A 13,370-nucleotide genomic window follows, 5' to 3' on the forward strand; every position below is an offset into this window, starting at 1 on the left:
GATTATTAAGCATGTTGCCCGAGCTGAAAATCGCCCAGATCCGCTACTTCCTGCTGGTGGCCGAGCTCAAGAGCTTCAACGCCGCTGCCCGCCAGGCCTACCGCACTCAGCCTGCGGTATCGCTGGCGGTGCGCGAGCTTGAGCAGAAGCTGGGCCAGGCGCTAATCGAAAAAGGTGGTGGGCGGGTCGAGCTGACACCCTTTGGCGAACATTGCCTGCCATTGTTTCGCGGCCTGATCGAGCACCACGACCGGATTGCCCGCGAGGTGGTGCTGCTGGTTCAGCATGAGATCGGCCAGGTCAGCATCGCCACCGTGCCGTCGGTGGCCAGCCGTGTGCTGCCGGCGCCGCTGGCACGCTTCGTCGCCGAGCACCCTAATGTGCAGATCAGCATCCAGGACGGCAGCGCCGACAGCGTCCAGCAACTGTTGACCCAGGGCCAGGTGGATTTTGCCATCAGCAGCCTGTGGATGGCCGACGAGCAGATCGAGTTCGCGCCGATGCTGCACGACCAGGTCGGGGTAGTGTGCCGCGCCGACCACCCGCTGGCGCAGGCTGGCGAGGCCTTGCACTGGTCACAGCTGCAGGGCCTGGCGATGATCCGCAACGGCACCTCGCGGCTGCTCGAAGGTACCGACGCCGAGGGCTTGCTGGCCCACAGCCGGCTGTTCGTCTCCAACATGATTTCGCTGATCGCCATGCTCGAAGAAGGCGTGGGCATCAGCACGCTGCCGTACCTGGCCTTCCCCCAGGAGAACGACAAGCTGGCCTTCCTGCCCCTGGCCGCGCCCAAGGTCGAGCGCCAGATTGGCCTGTTGACGCGCAAGGGTCGTAGCCTGTCGCCGGCGGCGCAGGCGTTGATGGTGTTCTTGCGGGCGCATGCCTTCACCTAGTGGCGGGTTTCGACTGATCTATAAAAATTGCTAACAAGTCATTGCAGTCCAGCCCTGTTTATCAGCGACTTTCAATCAAACATCATGCTGACACCCCACACAGAGGTGCTCAGCATGACCCTTGACCTGCAGTTCGATCACCTGGCCTTCACCACCGCCGCCGACGGCGAGCTTAAGGCTGCGCTGCAAACCCTGCTGGGCGTCGAGCCCGGGCCGAGGCCGGCGTTTCCATTTCCCGGGCAATGGCTGTACCAGGGCGACCAGGCCCTGGTGCACCTGATCCAGGGGCCGCACACCGAGCTCAGCCATCTGGCCCTGCGTACCCGGCAGCCGGCGTCGGCAGTGCTCGAACGCGTCCGCGCCAGTGGCCTGGCCTACCAGGTCGCGCTGGTACCGGAGCAACGCATCTGCCAACTGTTTGTCAGCCTGCCCGGCGGCCTGGTCCTGGAACTGGACTGCCCGCTCGATCGCGACGACCTCGGCATTACCCACGACTACCAGCAGTGCGACCACGCACCTGTCTGACTTCAGGAGAGCCACACGCATGTCTACTTCAGCTTCGTTGTTCACACCCTTTGAACTGGGCCCACTGCAGTTGCCCAACCGTATCGTCATGGCGCCGATGACCCGCTCGCGCAGCAGCCAGCCCGGTGATGTGCCCAACGCCATGATGGCGGCCTATTACGCCCAGCGCGCCAGTGCCGGCCTGATCATCAGTGAAGCCACGCAGATCAGCCCGCAGGGCAAGGGTTACAGCTTTACCCCCGGCATCTACAGTGCCGGGCAAGTAGCCGGCTGGCGTCAGGTGACCGACGCCGTGCATGGCCAAGGCGGGCGGATTTTCCTGCAGCTGTGGCATGTCGGGCGCATGTCCCATGCGAGCTTCCATGCCGATGGCCAGCCGGTTGCGCCGTCAGCGCTGCGTGCCGATGCCCAGGTGTGGGTGGTGGGCGATGATGGCGTCGGGCGCATGGTCGAGGTCAGCGCGCCACGGGCCCTGAGCCAGGCAGACATTCAAGCGGTGATCGAGGATTATCGGCTTGCCGCCCGGCATGCCCGCGAGGCGGGTTTTGATGGCGTCGAGATTCACGCGGGCAACGGTTACCTGATCGACCAGTTCTTGCGCACCACCTCCAACCTGCGCAATGACGCCTACGGCGGCAGCCGCGAAAACCGTATCCGCTTTCTGCTGGAAGTGGCCGCGGCGGTGGCCGACGAAATCGGTGCGCAGCGCACCGGTGTGCGCCTGGCGCCCTACATCACCGCCCGCGGCATGGACTGCACGGACGTCATCCCGACCATCCTCCAGGCCGCCAAGGCCCTGGGCGCCCAAGGCATTGCCTACCTGCACCTGGCCGAAGCCGACTGGGACGATGCCCCGCAGATCCCCGAGCCGTTCCGCCATGAGCTGCGCCAGGTGTTTGCCGGCGCCATCATCGTTGCCGGGCGCTACGACGAGGATCGTGCGCAGGCCTTGCTCGAGGCCGGGCTGGTCGACCTGATTGCCTTCGGCCGGCCCTTTGTCGCCAACCCGGACTTGCCGGCGCGGCTGGCAAACGGCTGGCCGATGGCGCAGTTCGATGGCAGCCGCTTGTTTGGCGGAGATGAGCTGGGCTACAGCGACTATCCAGCCTTTATGACAGGCAAGTGAAGTGGCTGGGTTCCTGGGCTGCAAGCATCAGCTCCAGCGGTACCGGGACTACCCCGTCAAGGCCGGCGGGGGCCTGCAAGCCCACCACCAGCAGCGCCGGGCGCTCGCTCGGTTCGCTCGTGCCGGCGGCCACGGCGTTGATCATTCTGGCGTGGTTGGCTGCAATTTCAGTGAGGGTAGACACGTGACTTCTCCGGTGACCGAGCAAGGCGATTGCTGGCGTCCATAAGCGTTGGGGGGCTGGCCGTCGCGTCAGTATTACGTCACTGCCCGACGGTGATTGCCAGCCTCTGCAATCCGCAGGCCAAGCCTTGTCAAAAAATGGACAGGCCTGGCCGGTTTGCGATGGACGGAGTCACCTCGGGCTGTGCTAGGGCTCCTGACCCTGGCGCAAGCGCGCGCTGATCAGCGCCGCCAGCACCAGCAGCGCGGCGATCAGCCACAGGCCGTTGCGGGTATTGCCGGTGGTCTGTTCGATCAGGCCCATCACCGATGGCCCGACAAAACCGCCGAGCAACCCGCAGGTGGTGACGAAGGCCAGGCCCGCCGCCAGGGCATTGCCGCTGAGGCGGCTGGAGGGGAAGACGAAGATGATCGACTGCACCACGAACAGCATCAGCGCGGTCAGCGAGAAACCGATCAGGCCGATGAACGAGTTCGACAACGACGCCAGCAGCAAGCCGGCGGCCATGGTCAGCAAACCGAAGAACAGCAGGGTGCGGCAGCGCCCCGGTGAGGTAGCCAGGCGCGGCAGTGTGGCGGCGCCGATGGCGGCGGCAATCCACGGCACCGAGGTCAGCAGGCCGATCTGCAACGGGGTCAGGGCGGCATAGGTGCCAATGATGCCCGGCAGGAAGAAGATCACTGTATAGATGGTGATCTGGTGCACGAAGTACACCGCGATCGCCAGCCAGATCTGTTTGTCAGCGAACATCTGGCTGAGCCGGCTCTGTTGCGGCGCCAAGGCTTTTTCGGCGTTCAGGCGCTGCTCGATGTCGCGGGCATCGGCCGCCGACAGCCAGGGCGCGGAGGCCGGGCCGTCCGGCAGTTTCCTCCACACCACATAGGCCAGAGCTACCGCCGGCAGGCCTTCGATGACGAACAGCCACTGCCAGCCGTGCCAGCCCAGCAGGCCATCGAGTTCGAGCAAGGCGCCGCCCAGCGGACCGCTGAGAATATTCGCCAGGCACACCCCGAGCAGAAAATAGCCGGTAGCCCGCGCCCGTTGCTCGCGGTCGAACCAGTAGGTCAGGTAGAGCATCACCCCGGGGAACAACCCGGCCTCGGCCACGCCCAGCAGCAGGCGCATGATGTAGAACGAGGTTTCGCCCTGGACGAAGGCCATGCCCGCCGACAGCAGGCCCCAGGTGATCATGATGCGGGTGATCCAGAAACGCGCGCCGACCCGGTGCATGATCAGGTTGCTCGGCACTTCGGCCAGCGCGTAGGTCAGGAAGAACAGCCCGGCACCCAGGCCATAGGCTGCGGCCGAAAGGCCCAGGTCGATGCCCATGCTGGCCTTGGCCAGGGCGATGTTGGTGCGGTCCAGAAAGCTCATCACATAGACCACGATCAGCAGCGGCATCAGCTTGCGCAGCAGCAGACGGTTCAGGCGCTGGTCGTCGGCGACGGCAGGCGCGGCGGCCGCTGTCGCGTTAGTGAGGATTGTCATTGTTTTTTCCCCGTTCAAATGTACGTACTGCGCGCCGCACGTGTTGCGGCGCGCAGGCTCAGGTCAGTCAGTCACGGTTGATGTCCAGCCACACGGCGCCATCGGGATACTGGTAGCGCTCCAGGGTTTGCGCGTGCATTTCGATGCTGTAGCCAGGGCGTTGCGGCGGCATGTAGCGACCGCGGCGGATCACCACCGGGTCGATGAAGTGTTCGTGCAGGTGGTCGACGTACTCCAGCACGCGGTTGTGCAACGAGGCCGAGACGGCGATGTAGTCGAACAGGGCGATGTTCTGCACATATTCGCACAGGCCGACGCCGCCGCCATGGGGGCACACCGGCACATCGTACTTGGCCGCCATCAGCAGCACGATCAGCACCTCGTTGAGGCCACCCAGGCGCGCGGCATCGAGCTGGCAGAAATCCAGCGCGCCGGCCTGGAACATCTGCTTGAACATCACCCGGTTATGGCAATGCTCGCCAGTGGCGACGCCGATCGGCGCAATGCGCTGGCGGATTGCGGCGTGGCCGAGAATGTCGTCGGGGCTGGTTGGCTCTTCGATCCACAGCGGCTCGAAGACCGCCAGGCGGCGCATGTTGGCCACCGACTCATCGACGCTCCAGACCTGGTTGGCGTCCATCATCAGCGTGCGCTCCCAGCCCATTTCGTCGCGCAGGATGCTGGCGCGGCGTATGTCGTCTTCAAGGTTGGCGCCGATTTTCTGCTTGATGTGGGTCCAGCCGTCAGCGATAGCCTCGCGGGTCAGCTGGCGCATTTTCTCTTCGCTGTAGCCGAGCCAGCCGGGCGCGGTGGTGTAGCCGGGGTAGCCTTCGCGCAGCATCTGCGCCTCGCGCTCGGCCTTGCCTGGCACCTGACGGCGCAGCAGGGCGATGGCTTCTTCGGGGGTGAGCACGTCGGTGACGTAGCTGAAGTCCAGGCAGCCCACGAGCTGTTCGGGGCTCATGTCGGCGAGCAGTTTCCACACCGGCTTGCCTTCGTGCTTGGCCCACAGGTCCCAGACCGCATTGACGATGGCGGCGGTGGCCAGGTGAATCACGCCTTTTTCCGGGCCGAGCCAGCGCAACTGGCTGTCGCCTGCGGTAAAGCGGTGCCAGAAGCCGCCCATGTCGGCGGTGATGTCTTCAAGGGTCAGGCCGACAATCAGCGGCGCCAGCGATTGCACGGCGGCGGCGCAGATCTCGTTGCCGCGCCCGATAGTGAAGGTCAGGCCGTGGCCTTCGAGGCTGTCGGCATCGGTGTGCAGCACGACATAGGAAGCCGAATAGTCCGGGGCGCTGTTCATCGCGTCGGAGCCGTCCAGCGACAGCGAAGTAGGGAAGCGGATGTCGCGAACACTCAAGTGGGTAATACGTATGCTCATGGCGGGCTCTTGTTCTGGGGTGGCACAGGGAGGCCTGACTGTAGGTTGTCGAGCGATACAGGCATAATCGCCAATTCCTAAGTAGGGATACCGGATTTGATATGCCTCCTAAACCCGACGTCGCGCTACCGACCCCTGCCAGCCTGGGGGCGCTGAAGATCTCCAGCCGGCAGATCACCTTGCTCAACGCCCTGGGCGAGTTCGGCAATTTGCGCCGCGCCGCGGCGGCGATGCACACCACGCAACCCGCGGCCAGCCTGTTGCTGCAGCAACTGGAAGAGCGCCTCGGCGTGCGCCTGTTCGAGCGTTTGCCCCGGGGCATGCAGCCGACCCTGTATGGCGAGGTGATGATCCGCTACGCCCAGGGCGCCCTGCACGAATTCGAGCACGCCCAGGCGCAGATCGCTGAACTGGCCCGCGGCGCCTCCGGCCTGGTGCGGGTCGGTAGTGTCATGGGCCCGGTGCCGGGGCTGCTGACCCAGGCGGTGCTGGCCTACAAGCGCGAGCACCCCAAGGTGCGTATTTCGCTGGAGGTCGGTACCAGCGACACCTTGCTGCCGTCGCTGCTGCGCGGCGATTTCGACCTGGTGGTCGGGCGCCTGCCGGATCAGAGCGACAGTCACGAACTGAACATCGAACTGTTCGACAGCGACGAGCAGATGCGCGTGGTCGCCCGTGCCGGGCATCCGCTGGCCAGCGCCGCACGCCTTGCGCTGGCCGACCTGGCCGAGCTGACCTGGATCCTCCACCCGATCGGCAGCCCCATGCGCCGGCGGGTCGAGAACGCTCTGCAGGCAGCCGGCATGGTGCAGTCGCTGGACATCGTCGAGACCGCCTCGATCCTCGCCACCACGGCGATGCTTGAGGCCTCGGACATGATTGCAGTGGTGCCCAACGACGTCGCCGAGCATTATGCCCGTTACGCCATGGTTGCCATTCTGCCGGTGGAACTGCCGATCTCGATGGTCAACCTGGGGCTGCTGACCTTGCGTTCGCGGCCGCGCTCGGTGGCCCTGGAAACCCTGTTGCACTACCTGCGGGCGCAGTAGCCCCGCGTATTCATCGGCAAGAGGCAGTTCGTTGATGGCTTCAGACATTACCCACGCCAGTTTCTGCAACTGGATCCGCTTCAAGCACCTGGTGCTGATCGACACCCTGGCGCGCACGCGCAACATGCACGCCACCGCCACGCGCATGAACCTCAGCCAGCCGGCCTTGAGCAAGATGCTGCGCGACCTTGAAGAGCAGTTCGGCTTTGCCCTGTTCGAGCGCCTGCCGCGCAGCATGCCGCCCACCGAACTCGGTGAGTACGTGGTGCGTTATGCGCAAGGGGCGCTGGCCGAGTCGCAGCAGTTCGTCGACCAGGTCAACCGCCTGCGCAAGGGCGGCCATGGCTTTATTCGCGTTGGCGGGATTTTTGCCGCAACGCCCCTGGTGCTGCCCCAGGCGATTGCCGCGATCAAGGCGCGCAGCCCGCTGCTGTCGATCGAAGTGGTCGAGCAATCCAGCGACCATCTGCTGGCCATGCTTGAGCAGAACAAGCTCGACCTGATGATCGGCCGCTTCACCGAGGAGCGCTTCAGCCAGCTGTTCGACTTCCAGGCCCTGGAGCCAGAGCCCTTCAGCCTGGTGGTCAACAAGGATCACCCGCTCAACCAGCCGGGCAGTGCCTCGCTGCAGGCACTGAGCGACTGGCCGTGGGTGCTGTACCCGGTCGGCACACCGCTGCGCGAGCGCCTGGAGCAGGCCTTCAGGGCGGTCGGCATCGCCACCCCGGCAGACAGCGTCGATACCATCTCGATGCCGATGTTCCTGCATTTGCTCGAGTCCGGGCCGATGATCGCCATGTTGCCGCGCTCGATGGTCGCTGCGCAGTTGAGCAGCGGCCAGTTCTGCGAGCTGCAGTCGCCGTTGCAACTGGCGCCGCTGGAGTACGGGGTGATCACCCGCAAGGACGAACCCTTGAGCGCCTCGGCGCAGGCGTTTGTTGAGCTGTTGCTGGAGTTCGCCCGCCAGCGACGGGCAGAGCAGGGCAGTGCTGGCGATTGATAAAAGCGGCTGACTGACAGCTTGCGATAACCCTGGGTTATCGCTTGATCGGATCATCTCATTGGGAATGTTGCGCCCGGCTCCTTAGAGTTATCGCAGATTCGCCCGGCACAGCACGGGCGGCGCCATAACAAGAAGCCGGCCGCATCCGCCCTGAGAGGTCCCATGCAACTGATTGCCAGCACCCGCAGCGGCGACCCTGCCGTTATCCGCTTGAACCCCCTGGACAATGTACTGATTGCCCGCCAGGCCCTGGTTGAAGGCCAGCACCTGGACGCCGAAGCCATCACCGTGCGCCAGGCGGTCCCGTCCGGGCATAAAGTCGCCACCGAGCGCGTGGAGCAAGGCCAGCCGCTGCGCCGCTACGGGCAGATCATCGGTTTTGCCTCGCAAGTGATCGAGGCCGGCGAGCATGTGCACGTGCACAACGTCGAGATGGGCGATTTTGCCCGCGACTATGCCTTCGGCGTCGATGCCAGGCCAACGCCTGCCAGCGAGGCGCAGTTCCAGGGCATCGTGCGTGCCGACGGCCGGGTCGCGACCCGCAACTACATTGGCATTCTGACTTCGGTGAACTGCTCGGCCACCGTCGCCCGCGCCGTGGCCGACCACTTTCGCCGCGACATCCACCCCGAGGCGCTGGCCGCCTACCCGAACATCGACGGCGTGGTCGCTTTGACCCACGGCGCCGGTTGCGCGGTAGACCCCAGCGGCGAAGCCCTGGGCCTGCTGCGCCGGACCCTGGGCGGCTACGCTATCCACCCCAACTTTGCCGCCGTGCTGATCATCGGCCTGGGCTGCGAGACCAACCAGATCGAAAGCCTGCTGCAAACCCAGCAGCTGCAAACCGGTGATCAACTGCGCGCCTTTACCATCCAGGGCATTGGCGGTACCTCGAAGACCATCGCTGCCGGCATCGCGCAGGTCGAGGCGCTGCTGGCCGAGGCCAACCGGGTCAAGCGTGAGCCGGTCAGCGCCCGCCATCTGGTAGTCGGCCTGCAATGCGGCGGCTCCGACGGCTACTCGGGGATCACCGCCAACCCGGCCCTGGGTAATGCCGTTGACCGTCTGGTGGCAGCCGGCGGCACCGCAATCCTTTCGGAAACCCCGGAGATCTACGGCGCCGAGCACTTGCTCACGCGCCGCGCGGTCAGCCGTGAAGTGGGCGAGAAACTCATCGCCCGCATCCATTGGTGGGAAGACTACTGCCAGCGCATGAACGCCGCGCTGAACAATAACCCCTCGGCCGGCAACAAGGCCGGCGGCCTGACCACCATCTTGGAGAAATCCCTCGGTGCAGTGGCCAAGGCCGGCTCCAGCAACCTGGTGGACGTCTACCAGTACGCCGAAGCGGTGCGCGCCAAAGGCCTGGTGTTCATGGACACCCCGGGCTACGACCCGGTTTCGGCCACCGGCCAGGTCGCCGGCGGCGCCAACCTGATTGCCTTTACCACCGGCCGCGGTTCGGCCTACGGCTGCGCGCCGGCGCCGTCGATCAAGCTGGCCACCAACAACCGGGTGTTCGAGCACCAGCTTGAAGACATGGATGTGAACTGCGGCGGCATCGCCGACGGCAGCACCAGCATCGAAGAACGCGGCGCCTACATCTTCGAGCAGATGCTGCGCATCGCCTCCGGTGAGCGCAGCAAGAGTGAACAGCACGGCTACGGGCAGAACGAATTCGTGCCCTGGCAGATCGGTGCCGTGACCTGATTGACAGCCCTGCAACCTTCTTGACGAGGCGACATGCACATGAGCTTTAGCGGATACAACTTCATTGGCGGCCAGCGCAGTGCCCTGGGCGACACCTTGGTCTACAGCGTCGATGCCCACACCGGCGAGCGCCTGCCGGGCGCCTTTCACCAGGCCAGCCTGGACGAAGTCGACAATGCCGTGGATGCGGCCAGCGCCGCGTTCCCGGCCTATCGCAAACTCTCGGCCGAGCGCCGGGCGCAGTTTCTCGAGGCCATCGCCGACGAGCTCGACGGCCTGGGCGAGGACTTTATCGCCGTGACCTGCCAGGAAACCGCGCTGCCCAGTGCGCGCATTGTCGGTGAGCGCGCACGTACCAGCGGCCAGATGCGCCTGTTTGCCCAGGTGCTGCGCCGGGGCGATTTTTATGGCGCGCGCATCGACCGCGCCTTGCCAGCGCGCACGCCATTGCCGCGCCCGGACCTGCGCCAGTACCGTATTGGTGTCGGCCCGGTGGCGGTGTTCGGTGCCAGCAACTTCCCCCTGGCGTTCTCCACCGCCGGCGGTGATACCGCCGCCGCCCTGGCTGCCGGTTGCCCGGTGGTGTTCAAGGCCCACAGCGGCCACATGGCCACGGCCGAGCGGGTTGCCGAGGCGCTGCTGCGCGCTGCCGAGCGCACGGGCATGCCGGCGGGTGTGTTCAACATGATCTTTGGTGGCGGTGTCGGCGAGGCGCTGGTCAAGCACCCGGGCATCCAGGCCGTGGGCTTTACCGGCTCGCTCAAGGGCGGCCGCGCCCTGTGCGACATGGCCGCCGCGCGGGCGCAGCCGATCCCGGTATTCGCCGAGATGTCGAGCATCAACCCGGTGCTGGTTTTGCCCCAGGCCCTGGCCAGTCGCAGTGCGCAGCTGGCCAAGGACATGAGCGCCTCGGTGGTGCAGGGTTGTGGCCAGTTCTGCACCAACCCGGGCCTGGTGCTGGGCATCCGCTCGCCGGCCTTCAGTGCCTTTATCGAGCAGCTGCGCGGCCATATGGCCGAACAGGCGCCGCAGACCATGCTCAATGCCGGCACCCTGGCAAGCTACGGCAAGGGTATCCAGGCGCTGCTGGCCCACCCGGGGGTAGAAAAACTCAGCGGCCTGGCGCAATCCGGCAAGCAGGCGCAGCCGCAGCTGTTCAAGGCCGATGTCAGCCTGCTGCTGGAGCAGGACGAGCTGTTGCAGGAAGAAGTCTTCGGCCCGTGCACGGTGGTGGTCGAGGTCAATGATCAGGCCCAGCTGTTGCGCGCGGTCAACGCCCTGCATGGCCAGCTGACCGCCACCTTGCTGGCCGACAGCGACGACCTGGCCGCCTTTGGCCAACTGTTCGAGGTGCTCGAAGTCAAGGTCGGGCGGGTGCTGCTCAATGGCTACCCGACCGGCGTCGAGGTCTGCGATGCGATGGTCCATGGCGGCCCGTACCCAGCGACCTCCGATGCCCGCGGCACCTCGGTCGGCACCCTGGCGATCGATCGCTTTCTGCGCCCGGTGTGCTACCAGAACGTGCCCGATGCCTTGCTCCCCGAAGCGCTGCGCGATGCCAACCCGCTGGGTATCCAGCGCCTGGTCGATGGCAAGCCGAGCAACGCGGCCCTGAACTGATCACGGAGCAACAGCGATGAGCGACGCCCGCCGCGTTGATGTGCAAAGCCTCACAGCCTTCGTCGAGCAATTGTTTGAAGCCGCCGGTGCCGATGCCGAAGTCGCCCGGGTGGTCACCCGGGTACTGCTTGAAGGCGAACTGCTGGGCCATCGCACCCATGGCCTGAACCTGGTCAGCCGCTATATTGGCGGCATCCAGGCAGGGCAGGTCAAGGCCCGGGCAGGGCTGCTCGAACAGCTTGCGCACAGCGGTATTTCCAGCCTGTTCGACGGTCATTATCTGCTCGGCCCGTACTGCGTCAGCCGCGCCCTCGACTGCGCGGCCCAGGGCGCAACGGCACAAGGCATTGGCATTGCCGTGGTGCGCCGGGCGGCGCACATCGGTTGCCTGGCGGCCTACCTGCAGCCGTTCACCGAGCGTGGCCTGGTGGCCATGCTGTATTCCAGCGACCCGTCGGTGGCGCTGGTTTGCGCCCACGGCGGTATTGAACCTGTGTACACGCCCAACCCGATTGCCGCCGGCATTCCGACCCGTGGCGAGCCGATCCTGCTCGATGTGAGCATGTCGACCGTGACCCTCGGCCTGGTCGGCCAGTGCCGCGACAGCGGGCAGCGACTGCCGCACCCGGTGTTGCTGGGCAACGACGGGCGTCTGAGCGACAACCCGGAAGATTTTTTCACCACCCCCAGCGGCAGCATCCTGCCCTTGGGCGGCCAGGCTTTCGGCCACAAGGGCTTTGCCCTGGCGCTGCTGGTCGAGGCACTGACCTCGGGGCTGGCGGGCTATGGGCGCAAGGACGCGCCGGATCAGTGGGGCGCCTCGGCAACCGCCGTGGTGATCGATCCGCGCTTTTTTGGCGGGCTTGACGCCTTCACCGCTGAAACCTCGTTTCTCGGCCAGCTGCTGCTCGCCAGCCGCCCGCTCGACCCCGAGCGGCCGGTGCGCCTGCCTGGGCAAGCGGGCTTGAAACGGCGCAAGCAGGCCTTGAGCGAAGGCTTGAGCCTGTCGCCACAGCTGATCGATAACCTCAACCAGCTCGCCGGGCAACTGCAGTGCCCGACACTTTCGCATTAACCGACAACAAGAGCGCTGACATGACAGAGCACGTGAACACCCAAACACCGCTACACCTGAGCAAAGACGCTGCGCTATTCAACACCGGTACCTGGATCGGCCGCGTCTGGCTGGCGCAGCAGGGCCCGGCCGTGGTGCTGGTCAAAGCCGGCGCCGTGCACGATATCAGCGCCCATGTGGCGACCGTGTCGGCCTTGCTCGAAGTAGCTGAGCCGGTGGCCTACCTGCGTTCGCTGCCGTTGGGCGAGGCGCTGATCGAGTTGCCGGCGCTGCTGGCCAACAGCGACCCGAATCATCGCGATCCGGCCTTGCCCTGGCTGCTGGCGCCGATCGACCTGCAGGCGGTCAAGGCCGCCGGCGTGACCTTCGCCGCCAGCCTGCTGGAGCGGGTGGTCGAGGAGCAGGCCAAGGGCGACCCGGCCAAGGCCGACGCGATCAGGGCGACGCTAGCCAGCCGCATCGGCGCCGATCTGTCGCAGATCGTTCCGGGCTCGGCGCAGGCTGAAGCCTTGCGCAAGGTCCTGGTAGAGCAGGGGCTGTGGTCGCAGTACCTGGAAGTGGGCATCGGCCCGGACGCCGAGGTCTTCACCAAGGCCCAGCCGTTGTCGGCGGTCGGCCATGGCGCCGATATCGGCATTCACCCGAAGTCGAGCTGGAACAACCCCGAGCCGGAAGTGGTGCTGGCGGTGTCGAGCAACGGCACGGTGCAGGGCGCCACCCTCGGCAACGACGTCAACCTGCGCGACTTCGAAGGGCGCAGCGCCTTGCTGCTGTCCAAGGCCAAGGACAACAACGCCTCGACCGCACTGGGGCCGCTGCTGCGGCTGTTCGACGAGACCTTCAGCCTTGAGGATGTGCGCAGCGCCGAGGTCGACTTGCGGGTCGAAGGCCTGGACGGCTTTGTGCTCCAGGGCCGCAGCTCGATGCGCCAGATCAGCCGCGACCCGCTCGACCTGGTGCAGCAGACCCTGAACGAAAACCACCAGTACCCCGACGGCCTGGTGCTGTTTCTCGGCACCCTGTTCGCGCCCAAACAGGACCGCGACCAGCCGGGCAACGGCTTTACCCACAAACCCGGCGATGTGGTGACCATCAGCAACGGGCAGCTGGGCAGCCTGTGCAACCGGGTGACCACCAGCGACCTGGCGCCGCAGTGGGATTTCGGCGTGCGCGCGCTGATCGACAGCCTTGCCCGGCGCGGCCTGCTCGATGCCGCTGTGAGCGCCCGCCAGCGCTGATTGAAAGACGTTCCAGGGATGAGTGTGTGACCGCCTGAAGGATCGCCCCGGCGATAAAACCGCTGCAACAATAATAAT

At 65.8% G+C, this 13,370-nt stretch carries 12 protein-coding genes; 9 read left to right on the top strand and 3 right to left on the bottom strand.

Annotated elements, in window-relative coordinates; translation table 11 throughout:
* Positions 1-11 precede the first annotated feature (11 nt).
* The 3 genes from LOY22_RS12725 to LOY22_RS12735 all read left to right on the top strand — a co-directional run bounded on the left by LOY22_RS12725 (position 12) and on the right by LOY22_RS12735 (position 2,544).
* Entirely contained in the window at positions 12-893 is an 882-nt protein-coding gene (locus LOY22_RS12725; RefSeq protein ID WP_258597672.1) for a LysR family transcriptional regulator, read from the top strand.
* Between the two features lie 114 nt (positions 894-1,007).
* Positions 1,008-1,418, top strand: a complete 411-nt coding sequence (locus LOY22_RS12730; protein ID WP_213601329.1) for a hypothetical protein — start codon at positions 1,008-1,010, stop codon at positions 1,416-1,418.
* A 19-nt stretch (positions 1,419-1,437) separates the two neighbouring features.
* Complete coding sequence (locus LOY22_RS12735; RefSeq protein ID WP_093383120.1) at positions 1,438-2,544, top strand: alkene reductase; 1,107 nt, start codon at positions 1,438-1,440, stop codon at positions 2,542-2,544.
* Here LOY22_RS12735 and LOY22_RS12740 read toward each other — a convergent pair.
* The 3 genes from LOY22_RS12740 to LOY22_RS12750 all read right to left on the bottom strand — a co-directional run bounded on the left by LOY22_RS12740 (position 2,528) and on the right by LOY22_RS12750 (position 5,597).
* Positions 2,528-2,728, bottom strand: a complete 201-nt coding sequence (locus tag LOY22_RS12740; protein WP_143013286.1) for a hypothetical protein — start codon at positions 2,726-2,728, stop codon at positions 2,528-2,530. The two genes, LOY22_RS12735 and LOY22_RS12740, sit on opposite strands and share 17 nt — an antisense overlap.
* A gap of 186 nt (positions 2,729-2,914) precedes the next feature.
* Entirely contained in the window at positions 2,915-4,216 is a 1,302-nt protein-coding gene (locus tag LOY22_RS12745; RefSeq protein WP_258597675.1) for an MFS transporter, read from the bottom strand.
* 67 nt (positions 4,217-4,283) lie between these two features.
* Positions 4,284-5,597 carry an L-fuconate dehydratase gene (locus LOY22_RS12750; protein ID WP_258597677.1) on the bottom strand — a complete coding sequence of 438 codons (1,314 nt, stop codon included), beginning with the start codon at positions 5,595-5,597 and terminating at the stop codon, positions 4,284-4,286.
* 101 nt (positions 5,598-5,698) lie between these two features.
* On the opposite strand from LOY22_RS12750, the gene LOY22_RS12755 reads away from it, so the two are divergent.
* The 6 genes from LOY22_RS12755 (at position 5,699) to LOY22_RS12780 (ending at position 13,292) form a co-directional block, all read left to right on the top strand.
* The gene (locus LOY22_RS12755; protein ID WP_093383114.1) at positions 5,699-6,646 is read left to right on the top strand and encodes a LysR substrate-binding domain-containing protein; all 948 of its coding nucleotides are present in this window, start codon (positions 5,699-5,701) and stop codon (positions 6,644-6,646) included.
* A 34-nt stretch (positions 6,647-6,680) separates the two neighbouring features.
* The gene (locus LOY22_RS12760) at positions 6,681-7,646 is read left to right on the top strand and encodes a LysR family transcriptional regulator (RefSeq protein ID WP_258597679.1); all 966 of its coding nucleotides are present in this window, start codon (positions 6,681-6,683) and stop codon (positions 7,644-7,646) included.
* Positions 7,647-7,811: 165 nt separating this feature from the next.
* A complete protein-coding gene (locus LOY22_RS12765) occupies positions 7,812-9,359 on the top strand; it encodes a UxaA family hydrolase (protein ID WP_258597681.1) in 1,548 nt (515 codons plus the stop codon).
* Between the two features lie 39 nt (positions 9,360-9,398).
* Positions 9,399-10,979 (top strand): aldehyde dehydrogenase (NADP(+)), encoded by a 1,581-nt coding sequence (locus LOY22_RS12770; protein ID WP_371128649.1) that lies wholly within the window; start codon positions 9,399-9,401, stop codon positions 10,977-10,979.
* Between the two features lie 16 nt (positions 10,980-10,995).
* Complete coding sequence (locus LOY22_RS12775; protein ID WP_195883982.1) at positions 10,996-12,054, top strand: Ldh family oxidoreductase; 1,059 nt, start codon at positions 10,996-10,998, stop codon at positions 12,052-12,054.
* A gap of 20 nt (positions 12,055-12,074) precedes the next feature.
* On the top strand, positions 12,075-13,292 hold the full coding sequence (locus LOY22_RS12780; protein ID WP_093383100.1) for a fumarylacetoacetate hydrolase family protein: 1,218 nt from the start codon (positions 12,075-12,077) through the stop codon (positions 13,290-13,292).
* Positions 13,293-13,370 lie beyond the last annotated feature (78 nt).

This window comes from Pseudomonas sp. B21-035, assembly GCF_024748945.1.
In the GTDB taxonomy this organism is placed as follows: Bacteria; Pseudomonadota; Gammaproteobacteria; order Pseudomonadales; family Pseudomonadaceae; genus Aquipseudomonas.